The sequence below is a fragment of the Streptomyces sp. NPDC014006 genome, from assembly GCF_043088925.1.
Lineage (GTDB): Bacteria > Actinomycetota > Actinomycetes > Streptomycetales > Streptomycetaceae > Streptomyces.
This window is the reverse complement of sequence record NZ_JBICAJ010000003.1, coordinates 308,405-334,243: the sequence shown is the minus strand read 5'-3', so window position 1 is coordinate 334,243 and position 25,839 is coordinate 308,405. Positions and strand designations below refer to the sequence as shown.

Annotated in this window: 21 protein-coding genes and 1 riboswitch; of the genes, 15 read left to right on the top strand and 6 right to left on the bottom strand. The window is 73.8% G+C overall.

Translation table 11 applies throughout. The features are described 5' to 3' along the window. The first annotated feature begins 5 nt into the window (after positions 1 to 5). Positions 6 to 1,340, top strand: coding sequence for a PLP-dependent aminotransferase family protein (locus ACF1GV_RS13735; RefSeq protein ID WP_391680079.1), 1,335 nt, complete (start codon positions 6 to 8; stop codon positions 1,338 to 1,340). An 87-nt stretch (positions 1,341 to 1,427) separates the two neighbouring features. On the opposite strand, the gene ACF1GV_RS13730 is transcribed toward ACF1GV_RS13735, so the two are convergent. Both ACF1GV_RS13730 and ACF1GV_RS13725 read right to left on the bottom strand, forming a co-directional pair. After that, positions 1,428 to 2,312, bottom strand: coding sequence for a hypothetical protein (locus ACF1GV_RS13730; RefSeq protein WP_391680077.1), 885 nt, complete (start codon positions 2,310 to 2,312; stop codon positions 1,428 to 1,430). 320 nt (positions 2,313 to 2,632) lie between these two features. Beyond that, the gene (locus ACF1GV_RS13725; RefSeq protein WP_391680075.1) at positions 2,633 to 3,121 is read right to left on the bottom strand and encodes a hypothetical protein; all 489 of its coding nucleotides are present in this window, start codon (positions 3,119 to 3,121) and stop codon (positions 2,633 to 2,635) included. Between the two features lie 210 nt (positions 3,122 to 3,331). Here ACF1GV_RS13725 and ACF1GV_RS13720 point away from each other — a divergent pair, with 210 nt between their 5' ends. From ACF1GV_RS13720 to ACF1GV_RS13700, 5 genes are all read left to right on the top strand, one after another. Continuing rightward, positions 3,332 to 4,513 carry a PP2C family protein-serine/threonine phosphatase gene (locus ACF1GV_RS13720; protein ID WP_391680431.1) on the top strand — a complete coding sequence of 394 codons (1,182 nt, stop codon included), beginning with the start codon at positions 3,332 to 3,334 and terminating at the stop codon, positions 4,511 to 4,513. Between the two features lie 236 nt (positions 4,514 to 4,749). After that, a complete protein-coding gene (locus ACF1GV_RS13715; RefSeq protein WP_391680073.1) occupies positions 4,750 to 5,829 on the top strand; it encodes a hypothetical protein in 1,080 nt (359 codons plus the stop codon). 77 nt (positions 5,830 to 5,906) lie between these two features. After that, positions 5,907 to 6,263 carry a hypothetical protein gene (locus tag ACF1GV_RS13710; RefSeq protein WP_391680071.1) on the top strand — a complete coding sequence of 119 codons (357 nt, stop codon included), beginning with the start codon at positions 5,907 to 5,909 and terminating at the stop codon, positions 6,261 to 6,263. 4 nt (positions 6,264 to 6,267) lie between these two features. Next, entirely contained in the window at positions 6,268 to 8,820 is a 2,553-nt protein-coding gene (locus tag ACF1GV_RS13705) for a substrate-binding domain-containing protein (protein WP_391680070.1), read from the top strand. Then, complete coding sequence (locus ACF1GV_RS13700) at positions 8,817 to 10,217, top strand: extracellular solute-binding protein (protein ID WP_391680068.1); 1,401 nt, start codon at positions 8,817 to 8,819, stop codon at positions 10,215 to 10,217. The genes ACF1GV_RS13705 and ACF1GV_RS13700 overlap by 4 nt, the downstream gene beginning before the upstream one ends. 22 nt (positions 10,218 to 10,239) lie before the next feature. Here the strand turns inward: ACF1GV_RS13700 and ACF1GV_RS13695 are convergent, their stop codons facing one another. Further along, positions 10,240 to 10,512: a hypothetical protein gene (locus ACF1GV_RS13695; RefSeq protein WP_391680067.1), complete on the bottom strand. Its 273-nt coding sequence runs from the start codon at positions 10,510 to 10,512 to the stop codon at positions 10,240 to 10,242. Positions 10,513 to 10,594: 82 nt separating this feature from the next. Between ACF1GV_RS13695 and ACF1GV_RS13690 the strand changes: the two genes are divergently transcribed. After that, positions 10,595 to 11,965: a helix-turn-helix domain-containing protein gene (locus ACF1GV_RS13690; protein WP_391680065.1), complete on the top strand. Its 1,371-nt coding sequence runs from the start codon at positions 10,595 to 10,597 to the stop codon at positions 11,963 to 11,965. A gap of 67 nt (positions 11,966 to 12,032) precedes the next feature. Here the strand turns inward: ACF1GV_RS13690 and ACF1GV_RS13685 are convergent, their stop codons facing one another. Then, the gene (locus tag ACF1GV_RS13685; RefSeq protein ID WP_391680063.1) at positions 12,033 to 12,812 is read right to left on the bottom strand and encodes a hypothetical protein; all 780 of its coding nucleotides are present in this window, start codon (positions 12,810 to 12,812) and stop codon (positions 12,033 to 12,035) included. Between the two features lie 236 nt (positions 12,813 to 13,048). On the opposite strand from ACF1GV_RS13685, the gene thrS reads away from it, so the two are divergent. Further along, positions 13,049 to 14,290, top strand: coding sequence for a threonine--tRNA ligase (thrS, locus tag ACF1GV_RS13680; RefSeq protein WP_391680062.1), 1,242 nt, complete (start codon positions 13,049 to 13,051; stop codon positions 14,288 to 14,290). A gap of 45 nt (positions 14,291 to 14,335) precedes the next feature. Continuing rightward, positions 14,336 to 15,301 carry a nucleoside hydrolase gene (locus ACF1GV_RS13675; protein WP_391680060.1) on the top strand — a complete coding sequence of 322 codons (966 nt, stop codon included), beginning with the start codon at positions 14,336 to 14,338 and terminating at the stop codon, positions 15,299 to 15,301. On the opposite strand, the gene ACF1GV_RS13670 is transcribed toward ACF1GV_RS13675, so the two are convergent. Then, positions 15,298 to 16,401: a HoxN/HupN/NixA family nickel/cobalt transporter gene (locus tag ACF1GV_RS13670; protein ID WP_391680058.1), complete on the bottom strand. Its 1,104-nt coding sequence runs from the start codon at positions 16,399 to 16,401 to the stop codon at positions 15,298 to 15,300. The genes ACF1GV_RS13675 and ACF1GV_RS13670 overlap by 4 nt on opposite strands. 27 nt (positions 16,402 to 16,428) lie before the next feature. Continuing rightward, positions 16,429 to 16,613: riboswitch (cobalamin riboswitch) on the bottom strand. 77 nt (positions 16,614 to 16,690) lie between these two features. Between ACF1GV_RS13670 and ACF1GV_RS13665 the strand changes: the two genes are divergently transcribed. Then, positions 16,691 to 17,050 carry an ArsR/SmtB family transcription factor gene (locus tag ACF1GV_RS13665; RefSeq protein ID WP_391680056.1) on the top strand — a complete coding sequence of 120 codons (360 nt, stop codon included), beginning with the start codon at positions 16,691 to 16,693 and terminating at the stop codon, positions 17,048 to 17,050. Positions 17,051 to 17,087: 37 nt separating this feature from the next. After that, complete coding sequence (locus ACF1GV_RS13660; RefSeq protein ID WP_391680055.1) at positions 17,088 to 18,779, top strand: glycoside hydrolase family 13 protein; 1,692 nt, start codon at positions 17,088 to 17,090, stop codon at positions 18,777 to 18,779. Here the strand turns inward: ACF1GV_RS13660 and ACF1GV_RS13655 are convergent. Then, positions 18,776 to 19,486, bottom strand: coding sequence for a DUF4142 domain-containing protein (locus ACF1GV_RS13655; RefSeq protein WP_391680429.1), 711 nt, complete (start codon positions 19,484 to 19,486; stop codon positions 18,776 to 18,778). The genes ACF1GV_RS13660 and ACF1GV_RS13655 overlap by 4 nt on opposite strands. 210 nt (positions 19,487 to 19,696) lie before the next feature. Here ACF1GV_RS13655 and dnaK point away from each other — a divergent pair, with 210 nt between their 5' ends. The 4 genes from dnaK (at position 19,697) to ACF1GV_RS13635 (ending at position 25,510) form a co-directional block, all read left to right on the top strand. Next, on the top strand, positions 19,697 to 21,583 hold the full coding sequence (gene dnaK, locus ACF1GV_RS13650) for a molecular chaperone DnaK (protein WP_391680053.1): 1,887 nt from the start codon (positions 19,697 to 19,699) through the stop codon (positions 21,581 to 21,583). Between the two features lie 83 nt (positions 21,584 to 21,666). Beyond that, positions 21,667 to 22,242, top strand: coding sequence for a carboxypeptidase regulatory-like domain-containing protein (locus ACF1GV_RS13645; RefSeq protein WP_391680052.1), 576 nt, complete (start codon positions 21,667 to 21,669; stop codon positions 22,240 to 22,242). Positions 22,243 to 22,357: 115 nt separating this feature from the next. Further along, positions 22,358 to 23,020 carry a DUF6445 family protein gene (locus tag ACF1GV_RS13640; protein ID WP_391680051.1) on the top strand — a complete coding sequence of 221 codons (663 nt, stop codon included), beginning with the start codon at positions 22,358 to 22,360 and terminating at the stop codon, positions 23,018 to 23,020. A gap of 180 nt (positions 23,021 to 23,200) precedes the next feature. Then, positions 23,201 to 25,510: an ATP-binding protein gene (locus tag ACF1GV_RS13635; protein WP_391680049.1), complete on the top strand. Its 2,310-nt coding sequence runs from the start codon at positions 23,201 to 23,203 to the stop codon at positions 25,508 to 25,510. Positions 25,511 to 25,839: the final 329 nt, after the last annotated feature.

The window sequence follows — 25,839 nt, the reverse complement described above, 5'->3', positions numbered from 1 at the left end:
GCGGCATGCAGGACTACCGGCGGATCGCCGACCGTGTGGCCGCCGACATCACCGCGGGACGGCTGAGCCCGGGCCGGCGGCTTCCGCCCCAGCGGGCGTTCGCCCGCCGCCACGGGATCGCCGCGTCCACCGCGGAACGGGTGTACGGCGAACTGGTCCGGCGTGGACTGGTGGTGGGCGAGGTCGGCCGGGGCACGTTCGTCCGGGCCGCCCCCGAGGCGCCCGGCGGCCGCGCGCTCGCCGAGGAGGCCACCGCCGCGCCGGTCAACCTGGAACTCAACTACCCGGTCGCCGACGGCCAGGCAGACCTGCTCGCCCCCGCCCTCACCGCCCTGATGCACCCCGGCGCGCTCACCGAGGCGCTGCGCCCGGCCGCCGCCGACGGCACCGCCGAGGCCCGCGCGGCCGCCGCCGACCTGCTCGCCGTGCCCGGCTGGCGGCCCGACCCCGGGCAGGTGCTCTTCACCGGCAACGCCCGCCAGGCCATCGCCGCCGCGCTGGTCTCCCTGGTCCCGCCGGGCGGCCGCGCGGGCGTCGAGGAACTGACGTACCCGCTGGTCAAGGACATCGCGGCGGGCTTGGGCCGCACCCTCGTCCCCTTGTCCACCGACACGCTGGGCGTGCGCCCGGACGCGATCGCCGCCGCGCACCGCTCCACTCCCCTGGCCGCGCTCTATCTCCAGCCGACGCTGCACAACCCGACGTCCGTCAGCATGAGCGGCGAACGCCGCGAGCAGGTGGCCGGCGTGATCACCGAGCTGCGCATTCCGGTGATCGAGGACCGGATCTGGTCCTTCCTCCGTCCCGCCCTGCCGCTGGCGGCGCACGCGCCCGAGCTGGTGCACCTCGTCGACGGGCTGTCCAAGCGGGTCGCCCCCGGACTGACCGCCGGCTTCCTCGTCGTCCCGCCCGGCCGGGTCGCAGGCGTGGCCGACGCGGTGCGCGCGGGCGGCTGGAGCGCGGGGCGCTTCGCGCTTCAGGCGGCGGTGCGGTGGGCCGGGGACGGGACGGTGACCCGCCTCGTCGCGGCCAAGCGGGCGGAGGCGGCGCGGCGGCAGCAACTGGTGCGGCGGGAACTGGCGGGGTTCACGGTACGGGCGGATCCGCGGGCGTGTTACGCCTGGTGGGAGCTGCCGGCACCGTGGCGCGCGGACACCTTCACGGCGGCGGCCGCGGCGCACGGCATCGCGGTCACCCCGGGCACGGCCTTCGCGGTGGCGTCCCGCACGACCCCGAACACGGTCCGCCTGGGCCTGGCGTCATCCCGGGAACCCGATTTGCTGAGGGCACTGAGGGTCTTGGCGGAGGTGGCCCGAGGGGGCCCGAAGGACAGAGGCTGAGCACCCGGCGTTCCAAGGCACCTGTATTCGACATGCGGCTCCGCCGCGTGGGCGCGACCAGCCACAACGCACCCGCAGACGAACCGCTCACACTGGCGGAGCCACCGGCTCCGCCACCGCCGCCACCCCCCGCCGCCTCCGCCCCGCCCGGGCCAGCAGCCACGTCAGCCCCGCCACCGTCAGCCCCAGTGTCAGCAGCATCCACGACGCCGTACGCAACGTCTCCGTCAGCGCGTCGTACACCGCCCCCGCCGCCTGAGCGGAGACCTCCGCCGGCAACCCCCGCAACGTCATCCGCCGCACCACCGCCACCGCACCCCCGAGCAGCGCCCCGCCCATCGCCGTGCCCAGGGCCGTCGCGGTCAGCGCCCGCCGCCGGCAGGCGGCGAGGCCGATCCCGGCGGCGGCCAGAGCGACGGCCGCGACGGGCAGCCAGAACCCCGCGACTTCCAGCACGTCATAACCCTTCCGCAGCCGCGACAGATCCTCCGCCGACAACAGGGCGACCTCCGTGTGCCGCACGGGGATCCGCGCGGCCAGCGGCACGTGGTCCTCGGCGAGCTGCCGCTTGACCTGCGCGGTGACCGGCGCGAGGTCGACGGTCACCGCCCGGTCGTCGTCCGCCCGCAGCGCCCGCAGCACGGCGTCGTGGGCGGACCGGTTCGCCGTGACCCAGGCGGCACGGAACGCCTCGGTATGCGTGAACGACCGCACCGCGTCGTGCACGAACGGCCCCATCGCGCCCTGTGCCGTCCCGGTGTCGACCTGCCGCAGGATGCCCTCGCCGACGGTGTCGGCGATCTGCCCCTGCACGGCGGGATCACCGGCCAGCGGCGCCATCGTGGTGACGTACCGCCCGGTGTCGGTCAGGCCGTACGCCGCCCATGCCGCCAGCGCGCCGAGCGGCACCAGCAGGCAGGACAGGACTATGAGGACGGCCGACAGAGCGGTCCGCAGACGTCGGGACGACACGCTTCAAGGCAACGCGCCCGGCGTGCGCGCCGCCAGCGGGCGTGGGCCGTACGGGTGGCCCGCGGCAACCCGGGCCGGCGCCTGGAGCTGGGCATTCCGCTCTCCGGTGGAGGGTTCATCCGAACGGGTGTTTCCTGGTGCTTGCGGACGTTTCCGTTACGGAGGAGAAGGAAGCGCCGCATGCGGTTCTTCCGAGTCCTCTCCGGACGCCCGGCACGGGGTTCCGGCGCCCGGTGAGTGGAGGGATGAGGGAAACGTGGGCCCCGGTGCAACACACCGGGGCCCACGTGTGCGCGCAGACCGCCGAGCCCGCGGCGGCCTCACCGGATGCGGTGGCCCTCGGCGTCCTCCCGTGTGTAGTAGCGGTAGAAGAACACGAGGTAGATGGCCGCACCGGTGATCAGCCCCAGGGTCACGGACCGCATGATGCTGTCGCCGGTCTGGCTGTACAGGAAACCGATGGCGATGCCGGCGAAGGCCGATTTCACGCCCGAGTGCAGTTCGCGCATGAGCCGCGGGGCGAAGAGGGCGACGCCGATGCACAGCACGATGAACACGACGGCGGTGACGAAGCCGAACAGCAGGTTCCAGCCCGTGATGGGCCCGCCGTCGCGCCGGTTGGCCGCGGCCCAGTAGCCGTAGACGAGCCCGAGGACGACGGGGATGCCGTACCTCGCCAGGGTGTGCGTCCGTTCGCTGAGGACGTCGGGCAGTCCGTTGGGCGCCCGGCGGGCGCCGAGCGCACCGAGGCGGGTGCCGATCGCGCCGCGTGTACGGCCGCTCCCGGGCGCGGGTGCCGCATGAGCCATGAGAGCGCTCCTCTCTCTCCTCGCCCCCACCTTCCAGAGCACACCTGGCGGGGACCACCGGCAAGTCGACGTGTGCCCCTGTGGCGGACGCTGATGCGAGCCGCGCGGGCCCATGTTTCGCTGGGGTGCGTGAGCGGCGGCACGGACAGCGAGCACCCGGACGGCGCAGGCCTGTACGGCGGCGCCACGGACAGCGAGCACCCGGCAGGCATGTACAGCGGCGCCACGGACAGCCCCGGCCCGGACCGGCATGCCCGTCCCCCCCGCACCGGGCGCCGCCGGGACGTCGTGCACCGCCACCAGCTCCTGCAGATCCGCGGCCGCAGCGTGGCCTGGCTGCCGCCGCTGCTGCTGCTCGCGGCGATCGCCGTCGTCGACATCAACACACCCGGCGAGTTCCGCATCGTCTCCTGGATCGTGCTGGTGCCCGGCATCGCTGCGGCGATCTGCGGGGTGTGGGGCACGGCCGCCTTCGCGGTGCTCGCGGTCATCACCTACGTCGTCGTGGACGGCGCCTGGCCGAACCGGTACCAGTCCGGTCTGGCGGACTTCGTCCTCGTCACCGTCGGCGGTGTCCTCGCCACGCTGGCCTGCGCGGTCCGGGTGCGCGACGAACGGCGGATGCTGCACATGATGCAGATCGCCGATACCACCCGCCGTACCGTGCTGCGCCCGCTGCCCCCGCACTGGGGCGGCCTCGACCACGCCGCCGTCTACCTCGCCGCGGACACCGACGCCCGGATGGGCGGCGACTTCTACGACATCCAGCCCGGCCCGCACGGCACCCGGGTGCTGCTCGGCGACGTACAGGGCAAGGGGCTCGGGGCGGTGGAGGCGGCGGCCGCGCTGCTGGGCACGTTCCGGGAGGCGGCGTACCACGAGCCGGACCTGCTGACGGTCGCCCGGCATCTGGAGACCCGCATGGTGCGCCACCGCGGGCACACGGCCGCCCTCGGCCGCACCGACGCCGACCGCTTCGCCACGGCCGTCCTGCTGGACTTCCCGCCCGACGCGCCCGACGCCGTCGACCTGGTCCTCTTCGGCCATGAGCCGCCGCTCGCGGTGGGCCCCGGGGGCGTACGGCCGCTGCCGGAGGGCGACGGGCTCCCGCTCGGCCTCGGCGACCTCACCGGCGCCCCGCCCCGCGCGCGCCGTGTGCTGCTGTCCCCCGACGAGACGCTGCTGCTGGTCACCGACGGGGTGACCGAGGCCCGGGACGACACCGGCTGCTTCTACCCGCTGGCCGAGGACGTGGCCCGCGCCGTCCGGGCCGACCCCCGCGCAGCCGAGCCGGACCGCCTGGTCACCCATGTCCGCGACGCGACCCTGCACCACTGCGGGGGCCGCCTCGACGACGACACGACGGTCTTCGCCGTGTACCGCCGACGCTGACCGCACCCCGGACGGGTGACGGGGACACGGGTGGCTGACCGCCTCCCGAATCCGGGCCTCCACCCCGGTACAGACCGGCGTTGACGCGGCCGGAGTCCGGCCGCCGCACGCCCTTCCCGGTCGCCTCGCCCGGCGCCGTCCCGGTCCTCGCTGCCGCCCCCGGTCCCCCTTTGCACCCGCAGCCGTTACGGTGCTGCCGTACGTGATCCACCACAGTCGTCAGGGGGGAGTGGCCGATGGCCGGAACCGCGCTGCTGCTCGCGGCCTCGCCGGTGGGGCGGGGATGTCTGGTGGACGCGGCCTCCGTGCTCCCCGTCCTGGCCGCCGTGCCGCCCGCCGTGCTCGCCGGGACGGACACCGCGAACGTCGTCGAACTCGCCGACCCGCTGGAGCCGCAGGCCGTGCTGACCCGGCTGCGGGCCGCCGCGGCCGCGCCCGGGCCGCTGACGGTGTTCGTCACCGGGCAGCTCCAGCTGGACCGGCGTCAGCGCCTGCCCCATCTGGCGCTGGCCCGCACCACCGCGGCCAGCGTGCGCTACACCGCCTTCCCCTGGCACTGGTTCCGTGAGGAGCTGCGGCTGCGGGCCGGTGGCAGTACCACCCTCGTGGTCGATCTGCACGCCGACGCCGAGTGCTGGCAGTGGCTGCGCAGCTCGCCGCTCGACTCGGGCCGCGGCACCGCCGTTTACGGTCGCATCGCACCGCCGCCCGGCCGGCGCAGCGTGGCGGCACCCGCGTACATGAAGGCGGTCGCGACGATCTTGCGCAGCGGGCGGCGGCCGCCGCTGCCGCAGCTGCACGAGCAGGCGCTGGCCCGGATCGCCGCGGACGGCTGCCTGCACGACCTGGTGCTGAGCGCGCCCGGACCGGCCCCCACCGACCCGCACGTGGCGCTCAGCACCGCCGTGCGCGAAGGACGGCACGCCGACGCCGACGCGCTCGCCGCCCAGTGGGAACAGGCCGCCCGGCGGGCTCACGGCCCCGGCTCCGACGAGGCGCTGCACTGGACGGAGGTCCGCGCCGACCTCGCGATGTTCGCCGGGGACCCGGTGCGCAGCTGCCGGACCTGGCTCGCCGTCGCCGTGGCGCGGCTCGCCGCCGGGCAGGCACCCGACGCGCCCGCGGTGGAGGCCGCGGTGGACCGGGCGCACCACCAGTGGGCGTCGATCCGCGACGCGGACCGGGCGCGGGACCTGGGAGCGGCGCTCGCCGAGGTGCGGGGCCGGGTGCCGGGACGGCGGGAGGGCGCACTGGATCATGTTCTGGGCCAGCTGCGGCAGTTGGACGACCGCCCCCAGTCGCCTACCCGGGTGTGAGCGGCCGCGCACACCGGGTGCGCGAGGTCCGTCCAAGGTCTCCCTTCACCACCTGAGCCGGTGTCATGATGAGGCACATGGCTGAGGGGGACGCAGTGGCCGGGGCGGGCGTACGGGTCAGTTTGGACGCGAGCGCGAGCAGAACCGACGCGGGAGCGCTTCAGGCGTGGCTGGAACAGGAACAGCCGCTCCAGGACCTGGTGCGCCGGGGAACGCTGCACATCGAGGTGCGGCCCAGCACGGACGCGGCCGAGGAGCACATGGGCTCCGTGTGGGAGATCGCGCTCCGCATCGCCGGGGACGTCACCACGGTCGCCGCGCTGGCCGAGTACACCGCGCGTGCGGTCAGGGCCTGGCAGGCCAACCGCCGGCGCGTCGAGGACGGCGAACCGCCGAGGACACGGGTCGAGCCACTGGACTCCGACGAGGACTAGACCGGTGAGCTTCGACCCACGGGGGATGGCCAACCGGGCGCTCATCGTCGGCGTGTCCGAGTACGACCACACCAGGGCCGACGCCCCGGACGGCGTGCCCGGACAGCTGCCCGCCGTCCGCTACAACCGCACCACCCTCACCGAGGCCCTCTACCGTGGCGGGCTCTTCCGCGAGGGGGAGGTCGTGCCGTGCGTCTCGCCGGCCCACGACGAGTTCGCGGCCGCCCTGCACCGGGTCGCGCGGGACGCGCGCGGGCTGCTGCTGCTCTACTTCGCCGGGCACGGCATCGTCACCGCCGCCGGTGACGAACTCTTCCTGCAGATGCGCAACGCACGCGTGGCACGGGGCCGGCACGACGTGTTCCCCGGCGCCGTCCCGCTGACCGAGGTGCTCGCGGTGCTGGCCGCCAGCAGCGCCGAGCGGATCGTGGTGATCCTCGACTGCTGCTACGCCGGCAACGCCGCCGGCGTGTGGCACCGCTTCGAGCCGCGCGAACGGCAGAAGATCCTGCTGCTGATGAGCGTGCAGGCCAACCGGCTCATCCACCCCGGCGGCGGCAACCGGGCCACCCCCTTCACCCGGCACCTGGTCCGCGTCCTGGAGAAGAGCGGGACGGGGGGTGCCGGCAGCGGTGGTGAACTGTGGCTGACCGAGCTGTACGCCGCGCTGAAGGAGCGGATGGGCGAGGCGCGGATCCCCACCGGGGCCGGCGACCACCAGGACCCGCAGGCGGCGTGGGAACCCGGGCACGACGTGCTGGTGCGGGCGGTCGCACGCGAACCGGTACCCCGTCCCGAGCCGGAGCCGTTCCGGCGGCGCGCGTTACAGGCGCTCGCGGCCCTCTGGCGTGAAACGGTCGCCCGGCTGCGGCGTCGGCTGCGCCTCTGGCTGATCCTGCTGCTCGCCCTCGCCGCCACGGCCGCCGGGGGCTACGCCGTCGCCGTACTGGTCGACGACGGCGCCCCCTGTGCCCCACCGCTGGAACTGCGCGTGCTGACCGACCCCGACCTGGAGCCGGCCCTGACCGCGGCCGCCGACGCCTACCTCGCCTCCGACACCGGCGACGGCTGCCGCCGCACCGGCATCACCGTCGACAGCGCGGGCGCCGCCGACGCGGTCGCAGCCCTGCGGGACCGCACCGACGCCTGGCAGCAGCCGCGCGACGACGACGATCCGCAGCGCGACGTCGGCCCGCAGCCGGACGTGTGGATCCCGGCCTCCCCCGCCGACGTCACCCGGGTGACCGCGGGACAGGAGGGACGGGTCTTCGCCCATGTGGAGCAGCTGGGAGAGCCGTTGGCCTACTCACCGGTGGTGCTCGCGGTGCCGGGCGGTTCGGCGGAACAGCAGGGAGAAGCGCCCGGCGGCGGGCTGGCCGCTCTGGTCGCCCGCTTCGAGGCACGCGGCGGCCGGGCCCAGGTCCTGCGGCCCGACCCCGAGTTCACCGACACCGCGCTCCTGGCCACGATGGGGCTGTACGCGCGCGGGGGCGACACCCGGGCCGTCGAACGGACCGTGCGGCAGAGCGGGTCGCCCGCGCCGACCGCCGGTGAGCTGCTGTGCTCGCTGCCCTACGACCCCGCCCAGGACCGGCGCACCGCCGTGCTCGCCCCCGAGTTCCTGCTCAAGAGCGGCGTCGGCTGCGCCTCGGAGATGGTGCGCGCCCAGCGCGTCGCGCAGTACCCCGACGACGTGCCCGCCCTGCAGCCGACGTTCGTACGGGTGCGCTGGGAGGACGGCGACCGGGACGCCAAGGCCCGGGACGAGGCCGTACAGCGGTTCCACGCCTGGCTCGGCGGCGAGGGCGGCCGCAAGGTCCTCGGCGACTACGGCTTCCGGTCCGCCGGTGCCCCGCACCGCCTGCTCGGCCCGGGCAAGGCCGCACCCGGCGTGCTGACCGACCCCGGCGCCCCGCGCGAGGCCGCCGAACCGACGGCGATGAACGCGGCGCTGGAGCGCTACCGCAGCGCGGGCGGCCCCGGACAGGTGCTGTTCCTGCTCGACAGCTCCGGCTCCATGGCCGGGCTGTGGGAGGGGCCCAGCGGCGGGCCCGGCCTGCTCAAGCAGTCCCTGGGCGGGCTCGGCGACCGGGACGAGTACGGCGTGTGGGGGGTGGCCGGCACCTCGGGGCCCACCCACAGCGAGCTGCTGCCGTTCGGCACCCACCGGCGCGCCGACGGCGTCCGCGCCCTCGACCCGGGCGGGCGGGCCCGGGTGCGCGACGCCGAGGCCGACCCGCACGCGGCGCTGCTGGACGCGCTGGAGTTCCTGCACGGGCGCGGCACCGACGACCAACGGCCGCAGCTGATCGTCTATCTCACCGACGACGAGGACGACAACCGGCTGACCGGACGCAACCTCGACGACGTCCTGAAGCGGGCGCGCACGGCGCGGGTACCGGTCGTCATGGTGTCGCTGGCCAACGGCGGCTGCGACGGCGGCCGGCCCGACGCGCGGATCGCCGCGGCGAGTTCGGGGCGCTGCCTTGACCCGGGGGACGACCTGGGGGCGGCGCTGCACGACGAAGTCGCGCGGACCGGGACGGGGGAGGAATGAGACTGCGACGGATCGCCGCCGTGCTGACGCTGCTCGCCGTGGCGGCCTGCACCGGCACAGCCGGCCCGGACGACAGCGCGACGCCCGGGTCCTCGTCGTCGTCCCGCTGGATCGTGGTCGCCAGCGGGCGGGACGTCACCGGCAAGGGCGGCATACGGCAGCAGCTGATCGACGCGTGGAACCGCACCCAGCCCGCCGACGGCTACCGGGCCCGGCTGGTGGAACTGCCCGGCTCCGCCGACGCGCAGCGCAGCCAGCTGCTCGGCGCGTTGCAGTCGGGCAGTGCGTCGTACGACGTGGTCAACCTGGACGTGACCTGGGTGCCGGAGTTCGCCGCGGCCCGGCTGATCCAGCCGCTGCCGGACAGCGCCGTGGAGCGCACGTCCGACCTGGTGCCGTCCGTGGACGACACCTCCCGGTGGGACGACGAGCGCTACGCGGTGCCGTTCAACAGCGACGTCGGGCTGCTGTACTACCGGCGGGACCATCTGGCGGCGGTCAGCGGGCGCAGTGATCTGGGCACCGGCGTCAGCTGGGACGAACTGCGGGAGCTGATCGAGGCGCTCAACCGCAAGCGCCCGACGGGGTACGAGGCCGGGTGGACCACCCAGCTCGACGGCTACGAGGGGCGGACCGTCAACGCCGTCGAGGCGTTCGCGTCCGCGTGGGGCGACGACGTCCGGCTCACCGACTCCAAGGGGCGCTACCTGGGGGACGAGGAGCAGCTCGCGGCCGGGATCGGCGAACTGCGCCGGCGCACCGGCACGGCGTACACGCTGCGGAACGCCTACGACTCCGACGAGGCGCGCTCGCTCGACGACTTCGCGCAGGGCCGTACGACGTTCCTGCGGCACTGGCCGTACGTGTACCCGACGCTGTACGGGACGTTCAAGGACGACCTCGGGGTGACGCGGCTGCCGGGCAAGGCGGTGCTGGGCGGGCAGGACCTGGCGGTCACGTCGACGACGTCCGGCGAGCGGGCGGCGCACGCGTACGACCTGATCCGATTCCTCACCGGCCCCGACAGCGAGCGCTGCCTGCTGCGCGCCGGGTTCGCGGCGACACGGACGTCCGCCTACGAGGACGGCGCGACGTGCACGCACGCGCCGGTGTACGCGGAGACGCCGTCGGCGTCCCCGACCGGCGAGAGCCCCGGCCGGACGCCACCGGACCGGCTCGGCGGCCTCAGCTACCGCCGGCAGATCCTGCTGCCGGCCCTGCGGGAGGCCGTGCAGCGTCCGCGCACACCGCTGTACGGCGCGGTGTCCCGCACGCTGATCACCACCCTGGGTCCGCTGTACGACGTGGGGCCGCGGGGCGGGGGCGCGCAGACGCCGAGCGACCAGGAACTGGCGGAGTCGCTGAACCGGGCGCTGAAGCGGGAGCTGCCCCACTGAGGTGGGGGTCTGCGAGGGGTGTCTAGGGGTGGCCCGGCCAGCGGGGCTGCACCGTGGTGGTGGGATGGGGCGCCGCCTTCGCCGGGCAGGCGTTGGCCGCCGTGACCAGGGCCGCGACGGCGAGGACGGCCGCGACGACGCCCCGGGTGACGGGCGTCGTGCCGGGCGGCCGCAGGCGGGCGTGGGTGAGGTGGGTGGGGAGCGGGGAGGACTGGTCGTGGCGTGCGGAGGGGCGGACGTGCACGGCAACCTCGCAGCGGCGGGCGGTGACAGCGGCGGGCGATGACAGTCGCATGTTAAGTGGGTTTAATACGCCGTTTAACCTAGGGGGTGCCGGAAGCCAACGGCAAGAGGGGCCGGGGGAGTTGGGGGTCGGGATGGGTGTCTTGGGTGGCGGGTCCGGTGGTGGTGGCGGGGCGCGGGAGCGGGATGCGCCCGAGGTCATCGGGCGGCGCGTGCAGCGGTTGCGGAGCAGGCGGGGGCTGACGCAGCGGCAGCTGGCCGAGCCCACGTACACCCCGGCGTACATCTCCACGCTGGAGGCCGGACGGGTGCGGCCGTCCGACGCGGCCCTGCGGTATCTCGCCGAGCGGCTCGGCGTCGGTTTCGAGGAGCTGGCGACCGGGCGGTCCGCCCGGCTCGTCACCGATCTGCGGCTGCGGCTCACCGAGGCGCAGCGCACTCTGGCCGGCGGGGACGCGGAGGGGGCGGCGGCACAGTACGCGGCGCTGCTGGCTCAGGCGGAGGAGCACGGGATCGCCGAGGTGGAGGCCGGGGCGCTGCTCGGGCTCGGGGAGTGCGGGATCGACACCGGGGAGCTCGCGACGGCCCGCGGATGCTTCGAGCGGGCCGAGGCGCGGCTCGCGGACGCGCCGCTGCCGGCGCGGGTGCCCGCCGTGCGGGGGCGGGCGGTGACGCACTACCTCGCCGGGGAGCTGCGGTACGCCGTGTACCTGCTGGAGTCGGCGATCGACGAGCTGAACCGCGGCGGGTTGCACGACCCGGACGCGCTGATGCTGCTGTACGCGTCGGCCATCGGGCCGTACATGGACCTCGGGGCGCAGGTGCGGGCCGCGCAGGCCGCGGAGTTCGCGCTGGCGCTGGCGCCGCGGGTGGACGATCCGGCGCTCGTGGCGCGGATGCACCGGTCCGTGGCGCGGACGATGCTCGCGGAGGGGCGGCTTGCCGAGGCGGACGCCTCGCTGGCCAAGGCGGCCGAACTGTACCGGCAGCTGCAGATCCGGACCGAGCTGGCCCACTGCCACTGGATGCGGGGGTACGTCTGCGCGCAGAACGGGCAACTGGAGCGCGCCGAGGCCGAGTTGCGCGAGGCGCGGGCCATGCTGACGGCGGGGCGGGCCGGGCTGTACAGCAGCCAGGTCGCCGTGGAACTGGCGGACGTGCTGCACCGGCGGGGACGGTCGGAGGAGGCGGCGGCGCTGTTGCGAGGGGTGCTGGGGGAACTGTCCAGCGAGCGGGGGGCCGTGCATGCCGCTGCCGCGCATCGGTTGCTGGGGATCATCGCGGAGGACGCGCGGGACAGTGAGGCGGCGGAGGAGCACTATGTGCGGGCGCTGAGTCTGCTGGAGCGGGCGGGGGCGGCGGGGGATCTTGCGGATCTGTGCCGGTTGCTGGGGGATCTGCTGCGGCGTACGGGGCGGGTGGAGGCGGCGTTGGACGCGTATCGGACGGGGCTGGGGCACCGGGCCGCGCTGGGCACGACGACGTGGGTGGCTCCGGCGGGGTGAGGTGGTGTTTTCGTCTGCGGGTGCGTTGTGGACTGCGACAACGCCGTGGCGCGTGACGCCGGGTCGATCACACCTGCGCTCGGCCCTGTTTGCGGACCTCCGCGAGGCGCAGTGCTCCCAGTTGGACCGCTGCCTGGGTCGCGTCGGAGGGGACGCCCGAGAGGCCGCCGTTGGTCAGGGTGAACGCGTCGGTGCCCTGGCGGACCGCCGCTACGTCGAGGGTGAGGACCGTCGGTTCCTCCGTGTCCTGGGCCGGCGGGGCCGTCACTGTGACGCGCAGGCTTTCTCTGGCGTCCCCGACCGGGGGCAGGGAGGCGGTGGAGATCTGGACGTCCTGGGCCACGCCCCGTGCCGTCGTCGCCGTGAAGTGCGCGCACCTCTGCGGCACCGTCGCGAGCCACGCCAGCGTCCGGTCGACGTCGGCGCGCGGCTGGGCCGAGACCTGGTAGCGCAGTTGGGCTCCGGTGTCGGTGTTGTCGAGGCCGACGAGCGCGCGGGCCGGGGAGCCGAGGAGGGCGTCGGAGTACAGGGCGTCGAGGAAGCGGGCGCAGTCGCCGGGGGCGCCCGTCGTCTTCAGCATGCCGTCCCGCCAGGTCGCCGCGCCCTGCGTGGGCGTCCACCCCGGGCCGAGGTCGGTGTAGGTGATCAGGACCGCCTGGGCCTGCGCGGCGGTGAGCGCGGGGGCGGTGGTGGGGGAGGCCGGCGAGGAGCGGGCGGCGGACGACGCGGTGGTGGGGGTGGAGGTGGGGCCCTCCTCCATGTCGAGGTAGCGGCCCGAGCAGGCGGTGGCGGTCAGGAGGGTGGCGGCGGCGAGCGTCAGGGCTGCGGGAAGCGGGGGTCGGGGCATCGGGGCTCCTGGGCGGGGCGGGGTGCGTAGGTCCAGGTCAGCACCGTGATCGCCGGCCGACCAGCGCACAGGACCGTCCGGGCGACAAAAACGCTCGCGGGGCAAAGTGCGCTTGGGTACCGTCGTCGTATGCAGCGCGTACAGGCCGTGTCCACGACGACGCCGGAGAGTGTCCCGGCGCGCTGACAGCTGACCGATGTCGCGAAACCCCGGGGCGGGCGCCCCGGGGTTTTCGCGTGCGGGGGCTCGCTCCGTTCCACGAGAAGGAGCCTGCCATGCACGACCACCGCCGTCTCGGCCGCGAACTGGACCTGTTCGGCACCGACCCGCTGATCGGGGCGGGACTGCCGTACTGGCTGCCCGACGGGGCCGTCGTGCGGCACACCCTGGAGAGTTACGTCCGGGACGTGGAGCGCGCCGCCGGCTACCGGCACGTGTACTCGCCCGTTCTCGGCAAACGGGAGCTGTATGAGATCTCCGGGCACTGGGAGCTGTACCGCGACGACATGTTCCCGCCCATGCGGCTGGGGGCGGAGGAGGTCGTGCTGCGGCCCAGTCTGTGTCCGCATCATGCGCTCGTCTACCGGTCACGGTCCCGCAGCTACCGGGAACTGCCGTACCGGCTGGCCGAGCTGGGCGGCATGTACCGCTCCGAACCGTCCGGGGTGCTGGGGGGTCTCACCCGGGTGCGGGCCATTCAGCTGAACGACGCGCACATCTTCTGCACCCTCGACCAGGCCGTCGGTGAGGCCCGCGCCGCTCTGGAGCTGATCGCCCGCGCCCATGCCGACCTCGGCATCCGGGGCGCCCGGTACCGGCTGTCGCTGCCGGGGGAGGGCGGCAAGTACGTCGCCGACCCCGAGTTGTGGCGGCGCGCCACCGGCATGCTCCGGGAGGTGCTGGACGGGATCGACCACGAGGAGGCCGTCGGCGAGGCCGCGTTCTACGGGCCGAAGATCGATGTGCAGGTGGCCGATGCGGCGGGGCGGGAGTCGACCCTGTCGACCGTGCAGATCGACCTCCATCAGCCCGAGCGGTTCGGCCTGTCGTACGTCGGCGCGGACGGGGCCAGGCACCGGCCCGTGATGGTGCACCGCAGTGTCATCGGCAGTGTCGAGCGGGTGGTCGCGCACCTGCTCGAACAGCACGGCGGTGCCTTTCCCGCCTGGCTGGCGCCCGTGCAGTTGGTCGTGCTGCCGGTGTCGGCGGAGCAGGAGGGGCGGGCCCGTGAGGTCGTGGAGCGGGCGGAGGCCGCCGGGCTGCGGGCCGAGGTCGCGGTCGAGGGGAGCCTGGGGGCGCGGATCCGGGCGGCGCGGCTGGTGCCGTACCAGGCGGTGATCGGTGCCCGGGAGGACGCGGCCGGGGAGGTGTCGCTGCGGCTGCGGGACGGGCGGCGGGCGGGGCAGGTGCCCGTGGCGGAGCTGGTGCGGCGGGTGGCGGAGGTGGTCGGGGCGCGCGGGATGGAGCTGTGGGGCTGAGCCGCCGGGGCGCTTATCGTCGGGGGACGACGGAAGGAGCTCCTGGTGGCCGGTCAACCCATCCCCGTGATCATCGACTGCGATACCGGTGTCGACGACGCCCTCGCCCTGCTGTTCGCGGTACGTCATCCCGGTCTGGATCTGCGCGCGGTGACGTGTGTCGCCGGGAACACGGACGTCGACGGGGTCGTACGCAACACACTGACCGTGCTGGAGCAGGCGGGGGCGCCGCAGATCCCGGTGGGGCGGGGTGCCGAGCGGCCGTTGATCGAGCCGGCGCGTTCGGCCCGGCATGTGCACGGCCACGACGGCATGGGCGATCTGGGGCTGCCCGCGCCGGGGCGCCGGCCCGCCGACGTCGACGCGGTGACGCTGCTGCGCCGGGAGATCCTCGCCAGCGAGCGGCCGGTGACCCTGATCCCGACGGCGCCGCTGACGAACATCGCGCTGCTGCTGCGCACCCATCCGGAGGTGACCCGCAACATCGAGCGGATCGTCTTCATGGGCGGCGCGGTCACCACCGGCAACGCCACGCCGGTCGCGGAGTTCAACGTCTGGCACGACCCGGAGGCCGCGGCGATCCTGCTGACCGCGGGGGTGCCGATCACCATGTACGGCCTGGACGTGTTCATGCGGGTCGTGGTGCCGGGCAGCGATGTGCACCGGATGCGGGCGAGCAGTGAGCCCGGGACCCGGCTGGCCGGTGACCTGCTGGCCCACCGGCCGACCACGCAGGGCGGTGAGCCCGAGGCGGAGGAGGCCGGCGGCCTCGGCGACGCGGGCGCGGTGTGCGCGGTCGCCGATCCGGCGGGGATCACGACGCGGCTGCTGCCGGTGGAGGTGTCGCTGGCCCCGGGTCCTGGCCGGGGGCAGACGGTCGTCGACCGGCGCCCGCGCCCCGGCGAGTCCGAGATCCACGAGGGCGCCCGCGAACAGCCCCTGGTGGACGTGGCGCTGGAGGTCGACGTCGACCGGTACGTGAGGCTGTACCTGGAGACCGTCGAGCGCTAGTCGGCGGCGGAGGCCGTCCAGCGTTCCTCCACCCTGGCCAGCCTCCAGTACGCCAGCGCCACCGCCCACACCAGGACGAACAGGCCGACGATGAGGTAGCCGACGCTGTCCAGGTCGATCCCGGCGATCCAGCCGGTGACGCCGTCGCTCAGGCCGAACTTGTCGTGCAGCACGCCGACCAGCTCGATGGTGCCGATCACGAACGCGACGGCGATGGACAGGCCGGTGATGGCGAGGTTGTAGAACACCTTGCGGACCGGGTGGGAGAACGCCCACTGGTAGGCGAAGTTCATGAACGTGCCGTCCAGGGTGTCGAACAGGCACATGCCGGCCGTGAACAGCAGCGGCAGGCACAGGATGGCGTACCAGGGCAGTCCGGCGGCCGCGCCCGAGCCGGCCATCACCATCAGGGTGACCTCGGTGGCGGTCTCGAAGCCGAGGCCGAAGAGGAAGCCGAGCGGATACATCTGGCCCGGCCGGGAGATCGAGCGGGTGAGGCGGCCGAGGAAGCGGTTCATGAACCCGCGCGAGTCCAGGTGCCGCTCCAGCTCGGACTCGTCGTACGTGCCCGCCCGCATCGACCGGAACACCTTCAGGATGCCGAACAGGGCGACCAGGTTGAGGGCGGCGATGAGGTACAGGAAGGCACCGGCGACGGTCGTGCCGAGGAAGCCGAGCACCTGGTGGGTGGTGGACCCCTCGTTGGTGACCCGGTCGGCGAGCTGGGTGCCGGCCGCGATCATCACCGCGAGGACGATCACGACGCTGGAGTGGCCGAGCGCGAACCAGAAGCCCACGGACACCGGGCGTTTGCCGTCGGCCATGAGCTTGCGGGTGGTGTTGTCGATGGCGGCGATGTGATCGGCGTCGAAGGCGTGCCGCACGCCCAGGGTGTAGGCGGTGACGCCGAGGCCGATGCCGAAGGCCTTGCTGCCGACCTCGTAGTGGCCAGGTACGACGAGGAGGAAGAGGATCCCGAAGGCGACGACGTGCAGGGCGGCGATGGCGGCCATCAGCCCGGCGGTCTTCACGGTGTCCTCGCGGCGCCATGTGAAGGTGGCCTTCGCGGTCGTCGTCGGGGCAGGGTCGGGCAAGGTCATCCGGTCACGCTCCAGCACCTCGTGGATCTCTTCGTGAGCTGCCGTGGCCGGTCTCCTGGCTGCCGGGTCATGCGTCCGCCGTCCCTGCCTTCCCGGTCGTACGACCAGTGGCCCGGCGTGAGCCGGACGGGACGAGAACTCCCCGATCACAGTGGCGAGGGCCGCGCCGGTTTCCCACCGGCTTCCCGAACACCACGGCCCGCCCACGGTAGGGGGGCCGAGGGTCTTCTGCATACCTGCACAGCTGTGCAGGTATGCAAGATCACAATCGGGGCGGGAGAATGCGGGCATGCACCTCGTGCCCCCCGACCGCGCCGACCGCCGCACCATCGACGGTCACCGTGTCTGTGACGCCATCGCGGCCATCGGCGACGCCGCCCACGTGCGTGCCTGGGCCGACCGCTTCTCGCTGCTCGCCGACCCCAACCGGCTCGCCCTCCTGCTCGCCCTGCACCGCACCGGCCCGCTCGCGGTGTCCGACCTGGCGATCGCGACGGGCATGAACGACCCCGCGGTGTCGCAGGCCCTGCGGCTGCTGCGGGCGTCCGGGACGGTGGCGGGGGAGAAGCAGGGCCGGGTGGTCCGTTACCGGGTGGTCGACCCGGACGTGCAGACCCTGCTCGCGCGGTGCACCGCCGACGGCGCCTGACCCGCGCCCACACGGGCACGTTCCCTTTCGGGGTGAAGTGGACAGTCATCTCCCTGTCGTGCCCGAACCGGCGAACGGAGACCGCGTGCCCGATCTCTCCTCCCGCGACCCCGACTGGTGGCGGCAGGCCGTCGTCTACCAGGTCTACCCCCGCAGCTTCGCCGACGCCGACGGTGACGGTCTCGGCGACCTGCGCGGGATCACCGACCGCCTGACCCACCTGGCCGCGCTCGGCGTCGACGCGCTGTGGCTGAGCCCGTTCTACCCCTCCGAACTCGCCGACGGCGGCTACGACGTCGCCGACCACCGTGCCGTCGACCCGCGCCTGGGCAGCCTGGACCACTTCGACGCGCTCGTCGCCGAGGCGCACCGGCTGGGCCTGAAGCTCGTCGTCGACATCGTCCCCAACCACACCTCGCACCAGCACGCCTGGTTCCAGGAGGCCCTGCGCGCCGGGCCGGGTTCGCGCGCCCGCGAGCGGTACGTCTTCCGGGACGGCCGCGGTGTCCACGGGGAGCTGCCGCCCTCGGACTGGCAGTCGGTGTTCGGCGGCAGCGCCTGGGAGCGGGTGCCGGACGGGCAGTGGTACCTGCATCTGTTCGCCCGCGAGCAGCCCGACCTGAACTGGGCCGACGAGGAGGTGCGCGCCGACCTGCTCGCCACGCTGCGCTTCTGGGCCGACCGGGGCGTGGACGGCTTCCGCGTGGACGTCGCCCACGCCCTGGCCAAGGACCTGAGCGAGCCGCTGCGCGACCTCGGCGCACCCGAGCTGAGCGACGAGGCGGCCCTGACGGTGCTGCCCCCGGGCAGCCATCCCTTCTACGACCGCGACGAGGTGCACGAGATCTACCGGGACTGGCGCCGCCTGCTCGACGCCTACTCCCCGCCCCGCGCGGCCATCGCCGAGGCATGGGTGCCGGGGGAGCGCCGCGCGCTGTACGCCCGGCCGGACGAGCTCGGGCAGGCGTTCAACTTCGAGTTTCTGCAGGCTCCCTGGCACGCGGACGCGCTGCGCGAGGTCATCACCGCGTCGCTGGCCGGCGCCCGTGCCGTCGGCGCCACCGCCACCTGGGTGCTGTCCAACCACGACGTCGTGCGGCACGCCTCCCGGCTGATGCTGCCACCGGGCACCGACGACAACGCCTGGCTGCTGTCCGGCGGGCACGCGCCCCGGATCGACCCGGCGGCCGGGCTGCGCCGGGCCCGCGCCGCGACGCTGCTGATGCTGGCGCTGCCCGGCTCGTCGTACCTCTACCAGGGCGAGGAGCTGGGGCTGCCCGAGGTCGCCGACCTGTCGGCCGAGGTGCTCCAGGACCCGATCTGGGAGCAGACGGGCCATGTCCGCAAGGGCCGCGACGGCTGCCGGGTGCCGCTGCCGTGGACGGTGAGCGGCCCGTCGTACGGCTTCGGGGCGGGCGGCGCCTGGCTGTCGCAGCCGCCGTCCTTCGCGTCGTACGCCGTGCAGGCGCAGGACGGCGTGGAGGGCTCGACGCTGGAGCTGTACCGGGCCGCGCTGAAGCTGCGCCGCAAGCTGGCGCAGGGCGAGGAGCTGCGGTGGGCCGAGGACGTCCCGGACGGTGTGCTCGCCTTCACCCGGTCGGAGGGCTGGCGGTGCGTCGCCAACCTGTCGGAGCGCACGGTTGCGCTGCCGGCCGGCGAGGTGCTGCTGACCAGCGCACCCCTGGAGGACGGCCGGCTCGGCCCGGACACCACCGTGTGGCTCGGCTAGCGCACCGTCGGCGACGGGTCGCCGGGCAGGGGGACCGGGACGGACGTCGGGCTCGGCGGCGGGGGGAGGACCACCTGGGGCTGGCCCCCGGCCGGGGGCGGCGGGGTGACGTCGTTCGAGGGCAGCTTGGGCGGGGCGGTCTGCTGGAAGAGGGCCTGGTCGAAGTTGACCAGGCCGGTCTTCTCCATGACCGTGATGTGGTCGAGCACGGTGTCGTTGGCCTGGTCGGCGAGCGCGCGCACCAGCGTGTTCTTCGTCGTGGACCGGATCTTCGCGATCGTGTTGAAGATCGAGCCGTGCGTGATCCGCAGGATGTTCGCGAAGTCTGAGTCGAACTGCCTGCCGCTGTCCGCGGTGAGGGTGGCGACGAATCCCTGCTGCTGGGGGCTGGGCAGGTTGGGCAGCGTGATGTTCAGCATCGGTGCGACCCTGCGGCAGGTGATGTCCAGGGCCGCGTGCCCGTCGATGAGGTGGCGGCCCGCCGTGAGGACCGCTTTGTCGGTGCTCTTCTTCAGGGCCAACTGACCCACGGGGTACTCCCACAGGCCGGCCGCGCGCACCTTCACCACGAAGTCGCGGTCGCCCTCCGTGAGCGGTCCCCACTGGGTGTTGGCGATCACCCGCGAGGTGTCGCTGGACACCGTCTGCACGCCCAGCATGGCCGGATAGGCGAGCGCAACGAGGGTCAGGCCGAGGGCTCCGCCCACAAAGAGGGTTCCCGTCGCGTTCCGCGAGAGTCGCACCGTGCCTCCTGTCACCGTCCGGTCGAACGCACAGGAGTACGCGGGAAGAGGCGGTTGTGTTCGGGCGGTGCGGCAAAAAAATCTTCCTTGACGGCGGTCGGCTCACGTTTTATGCAGGAATGTGAGTGATGCCCGCAGCCCCGGCAGCTACGGCACCCGAGAAGGGAGAGCCCGATGGCGCGTTCGGTCGGAATCGATCTCGGCACCACGAACTCGGTGGTCGCGGTCCTGGAGGGCGGCGAGCCCACCGTCATCGCCAACACGGAGGGGGCCCGCACCACCCCGTCCGTCGTCGCCTTCGCCAAGAACGGCGAGGTGCTCGTCGGGGAGGTCGCGAAACGGCAGGCCGTGACGAACGTGGAGCGCACGGCCCGGTCCGTCAAGCGGCATGTGGGCGACCACGCCTGGCGGTTCCCGGACAGCGGCGACATCGACGGCAGGCGGTACACCGCGCAGGAGGTCTCCGCGCGCGTGCTGCAGAAACTCAAGCGGGACGCGGAGGCGTACCTGGGCGAGGACGTCACGGACGCCGTGATCACCGTGCCGGCGTACTTCGACGACGCCCAGCGGCAGGCCACGAAGGAGGCCGGAGAGATCGCCGGCCTGAACGTCCCTCGGATCGTCAACGAGCCGACGGCGGCGGCGCTGGCGTACGGGCTGGACAAGGGCAACGACCAGACGGTGCTCGTCTTCGACCTCGGCGGCGGCACGTTCGACGTGTCGCTGCTGGAGATGGGCGACGGTGTCATCGAGGTCAAGGCGACCAACGGCGACACACACCTCGGCGGCGACGACTGGGACCAGCGGATCGTCGACCACCTCGTCACCGGCTTCAAGAACAACTACGGCGTCGATCTGTCGAAGGACAAGATGGCCGTGCAGAGGCTTCGGGAGGCCGCGGAGAAGGCGAAGATCGAGCTGTCCTCGTCGACGGAGACGAGCATCAACCTGCCCTACGTCACCGCCTCCGCCCAGGGTCCGCTGCATCTGGAGGAGAAGCTCACGCGGGCGCAGTTCGAACAGCTGACGGCGGATCTGCTGCAGCGCTGCAAGGGGCCGTTCCAGAACGCGGTGCGCGACGCGGGGATCTCGGTCAAGGACATCGACCACGTGGTGCTGGTCGGCGGTTCGACGCGGATGCCGGCCGTGACGGAGCTGGTGAAGGAACTGACGGGCAAGGAGCCGCACAAGGGCGTCAACCCCGACGAGGTCGTGGCGGTGGGGGCGGCGCTGCAGGCCGGTGTGCTCAAGGGTGAGGTCAAGGACGTCCTGCTGCTGGACGTCACGCCGCTGTCGCTCGGTATCGAGACCAAGGGCGGCATCATGACCAAGCTGATCGAGCGCAACACCACGATCCCGACCAAGCGCTCGGAGATCTTCACGACGGCCGAGGACAACCAGCCGTCGGTGACGATCCAGGTCTACCAGGGCGAGCGCGAGATCGCGGTGTACAACAAGAAGCTCGGCATGTTCGAGCTGACCGGTCTCCCGCCCGCGCCGCGCGGGGTGCCGCAGATCGAGGTGGCGTTCGACATCGACGCCAACGGGATCATGCACGTCTCCGCCAAGGATCTCGGCACCGGCAAGGAACAGAAGATGACCGTCACCGGTGGCTCCGCACTGCCGCGGGACGACATCGACCGCATGGTGCGGGAGGCCGAGCAGCACGCGGAGGAGGACCGGCGCCGGCGCGAGGCGGCGGAGACCCGCAACCAGGGGGAGCAGCTCGTCTACCGGACGGAGCAGCTGATCCGGGACAACCCGGAGAACATCCCCGCGGACGCCAAGAGGGAGACGGAGGAGGCGCTGGCCGAGCTGAAGGAGGCGCTGAAGGGCGAGGACACGGGGGTGATCCGCTCCGCGGTCGACAAGGCGGCCCAGGCGGCGCAGAAGATCGGTACGGCGATGTACGAGCGGGGGCGGGAGGCCTCCGGCGGGCAGGGTGAGAGCGCGGGTGCCTCCGGCGGGCAGGGTGAGAGCGCGGGTGCTTCCGGCGGGAAAGCCGACGACGACGTGGTGGACGCGGAGATCGTGGACGACGACAAGCGGGAGGCGGGCTGAGGACGGCGGCTGTCCGCGGGTGGGTGGGGGTGCACGCGCAGCTCCCCGTGCCCCTTGGGTGGGCTGTCGTCGCCGTCACTCTCATGGGTGCACCGGCGCGGCATGTGGTCTTTTCCCGGCTGACGCTGACCGTGTCGGCGCCCGCCGCGGTCACCGGTACGCCGCTGGCCGACGGCGGCTACCGCGGGGCCGTCGCCGCAGACGGCGGCTCCGGCACCTACACGTTCTCCGGCACCGCGACGGGCGGCCCGTGGTCCGGCCGGACGTTCCCGTTCGTGCTCTCCGTTCCCGCGAACGCCGTGCCGGGGACCCGGCTGAGCGGGTGCGCGATGGTCGTCACCGACGCCGGCGGCAGCTCCCGCGACGAAGGGGCGTGCACCGTGACGGTGGGGCTGCCCGAGCCGACGCTGTCGCAGCCGCCGGCCGGGGTCCCGCTCGGTTCGCGGCCGCGGACCGCCGGGACCGCCTACCCGGGCGCCCAGGTCAGCGTCCGCGACCAGGACGAGAACGAGGTGTGCTCCACGACCGCCGCCGCCGATGGCACCTGGTGGTGCGTGCCCGGGACCGATCTGCCGGCCGGCGCCGGGCGGCTGCAGGCCACGGCGACCTTCAACGGGGTGAGCGCGGAGAGCGAGCAGATCCGTATCACCGTGACGTAGGGGGCCGTAACGGCACAGCGGGGCCGATGTGTTGGCCAAACATTGACCTTTCATCCGGGAGTGTTGACTCTTCCCCGGGAGAGTCAATAGCCGGGCCGCGCTTACATTCGGCCGCATGTCCGTGCCGCTCCCCGTCCTGCCGTATCGCAAGCCCACCAAGGGCCGCGACTACTGGGTCTTCGACGACGTCCTGCCCGATCCCGACGCCGTGCGGGAGCGCGTGCTGCGCAGGGACGACTGGGTCAAGGGGTACCCGTACACCTCCGAGAGCTGGCCCGGGCTGCGCACCATGCCCGGTCTGGAACCCGGTGAGCTGGCGGTGGTCGAGAACCTCGTGCGGCGGGCGACCGGTGCCAAGGAGCTGTGGGTGCAGCGGGCGCCGGGCGGCGGCACCCTGAACCACAACTGTGTGCAGGTCGTCGGGGAGGGCGAGAGCGAGTCACGGCCGCACACCGACTCCCGGGCGCTGTGCCGGTACGCCGCCGTGCTGTACCTCAATCCGGTGGTGCCGAAGGGCTGCGGTACCGCCTTCTACCGGCAGTCCCTGCCCGGCGGGCGGCTCGGCGGCAACGTCGTGCAGGCGCCGCACACCAACCTGGTCGAGGCACTCGGGACGCGCTTCGTCGCGCCGGACGCCTTCGAGGAGGACGTGACGGTCGCGCACCGGTACAACCGGCTGCTGGTCTATCACGCCAACCTCGTCCACAGCGCGACCGGTTACCACGGCCTCTCGCTGGAGGACAAACGCATGACCGCGGTCTTCTTCTGGATGGCCTGACGTCCACATCGGACGCCGCCTCACCCCTCGGACCGCTGTACGGACGGCATGACCGCTGCGGGTGATACCTAGGGGCCTGTGTCCTCCGTCCGGGCGGTGTGCGGACGTGCGGCATTCACGCTGCCCATCCGTGTCCCTACCCTGTGACGAGTTCCGGGAGCAGGACCGCACGGGGGTCGTATGGGATTCGGATTCGGTCAGCGCCGCGGTGGGCAACTCCCGGCCGAGATCACCGGTTTCGTGGGACGGGCGCGAGAACTCGCCGCGCTGCGCGACGCATTGGGACAGGCCCGCCTGGTCACACTGGTCGGTCCCGGCGGCGTCGGCAAGAGCCGTACGGCGCTGCGGGCGGCCCGGGAGGCGGCCGCGCGGTACGCGGACGGGGTGCGGCTCGTCGAGTTGTCGGCGCTGCACGACGCCGAGCTGGTCCCGGCGACCCTCGCCGGGGTGCTGGAGCTGCCCGAGCAGTCCGGCATGAGCGCGCTGGACGCGGTCGTGGAGCATCTGCGCGGCCGGCGGATGCTGGTCGTCCTGGACACCTGCGAGCATCTGCTCGACGCGTGCGCCACGCTCTGCGACATCCTGCTGCGCGAGGCGCCCGGGCTGACCGTGCTCGCCACCAGCCGGCAGCCGCTGGACGTGCCCGGTGAGCACTGTCTGACCCTGGCGCCGCTGCCCCGCGAGGACGCGGTGGAGCTGTTCCTGCAGCGGGCCGCCGCCGTGACCGCCGGACAGGGCGTCACCGACGCGGACCGGGAGCGCACGTTCGCCCTGGTCGACCGGCTGGACGGCATTCCGCTCGCCCTGGAGCTGGCGGCGGTCAGGCTGCGCGCCCTGCCGCTGGCGGAGCTGGTCGCCCGGCTCGACCGCCGCTTCGAGATCCTCACCGGGGGCCGCCGCACCGCGCTCACCCGGCACCAGACCCTGCGCACCGCCATCGACTGGTCCCACGAGCTGTGCACCCCGCGGGAACGCCTGCTGTGGGCCCGGCTCTCCGTCTTCGCCGGGCCCTTCGACCTGGCGGCGGCCGAGCAGGTCTGCGCCGGGGGCGGTCTGCCCGCCGAGCGGGTCGTCGAGGCCCTGGTGGGGCTGGTCGACAAGTCGGTCGTGCAGCGGATCGACGAGGGCGGCGCGGGGCGCTACCGGCTGCTCGACACGATCCGTGAGTACGGGCGCGGCCGGCTGTCCCTCACCGACGACCACGAGGCGGTCCTGGAGCGGCACTTCGGGCGATACGAGCGGCTCGCGGGGCGCTTCTGGGACGAGTTCGTCGGGCCCTCCCAGGTCGCCCTGCACCGTGCGGTGCGGCGCGAGGCCGCCGATGTTCGGGCCGCCCTGGAGCACGGCTGCGCGAGCACGGCGAGGGCGCCGCGGGCGCTGTGGCTGGCGGCCCGGCTCGGGCCGTACTGGCGGGCCGCGGGCACCCTGTCGGAGGGGCGGTACTGGATCGACAAGGCGCTGGAGCTGACCCCGCAGGACTGTCCCGAGCGGGCCTGGGGGCTGTTCATGACCGGCGTGTTCGGGGTGTGGACGGCCGACCTGGACACCGCGCTGGAGCGGTTCCCCGAGGCCCACGCGGTGGCGCGGCGGGCCGGGCAGCGGCGGGTGGAGCTGTTCTCCGAGGCGTATCTGGGCGCGATGACGGCGCTCGGCGGCAAGGTCGAGGAGGGGCTGGCGGAGCTGGAGCGGGCCCGGCAGCGGATCGTCGCCGCCGGTGACGCGCTCGGCATCGGGGTCGTGCACTACGAGGGCGCCCTGCTGCGGGCGGTGCTCGGCGACACGATGGGGGCGCTGGAACTGTGCGCGACGGGTCTCGCGTATCTGGAGGGCACCGGTGAGCGGCAGATCTACGCCTCCACGCTGGCGGTGCAGGGGATGATCCTGTCGCTCGCCGGGGACCACGACGAGAGCGCGGTGTGCTTCGAGCGGTCCCTGGAGGCGGCCGCGGAGATGGGTGAGGTGCTGGTGGCGGCCCTGGCCTGTCTGGGGCTCGCCTGGTACGAGGCCCGGCGCGGGCGGCACGCGCGCGCGTGCTGGCTGCTCGGATACGCCGAGCACGCCCGCCGCCTGGGCGGTGACCCGGTGGCGATGCTGCCGCGGCTGCTGCAGGAGCAGGACGCGGTGCAGCGCGCGGTGCGGGCCGCGCTGGGGGCGGAGGACTTCGGCCGGCTGCGGGACGCGGGGGCGCGGATGTCGGGCCGGCAGGTGCTCGAGGCGGTACGCGCGGGCGCCGACGAGCCGGGGCCCGCGGACGGCGTACCGCGTCCGCCGCGGCCCCGCGAGCCGGTGGAGGGGCGCGCCGCGGACGCCCTCACACGGCGCGAGCGGGAGGTCGCCGCGCTGGTCACACGGGGGCTGTCCAACCGGGAGATCGCCGAGCGGCTGGTCATCTCCAAGCGCACGGTCGACGCCCATGTCGAGCACATCCTCGCCAAGCTGCGCATCACCTCGCGCACGGAGATCCCGGCGGTGACCGCTTCGGGTACGTAGGTACGGGGCGGGGTCGCGTCGGGCGGGGCAGGGCGGGAGTACGTATACGGATCTTCCCCGGTGGTGGTGCGCGGTGCCCGTCCGGCGCGGCAGCCTGGGGGGAGCCGCCGGGGGGACGGAGCGCCCGGGTGCCGACAGTGTCGGATCCCCCGCGGCTGTCATGGCAGGCATCCGGCGCGGTACCTCCCCCCGGCGACTGTGGCGGGGGGGGCCCCGGGGGGGGGGGGGGCCCCCCCCCGGGGGGGGTGTGGGCACATATGAACCATTGAACTAAGTTTCAACAGCCATTTTAACACGGGGCGAACCCGACAGGGGTGCCGCAGCCCGGA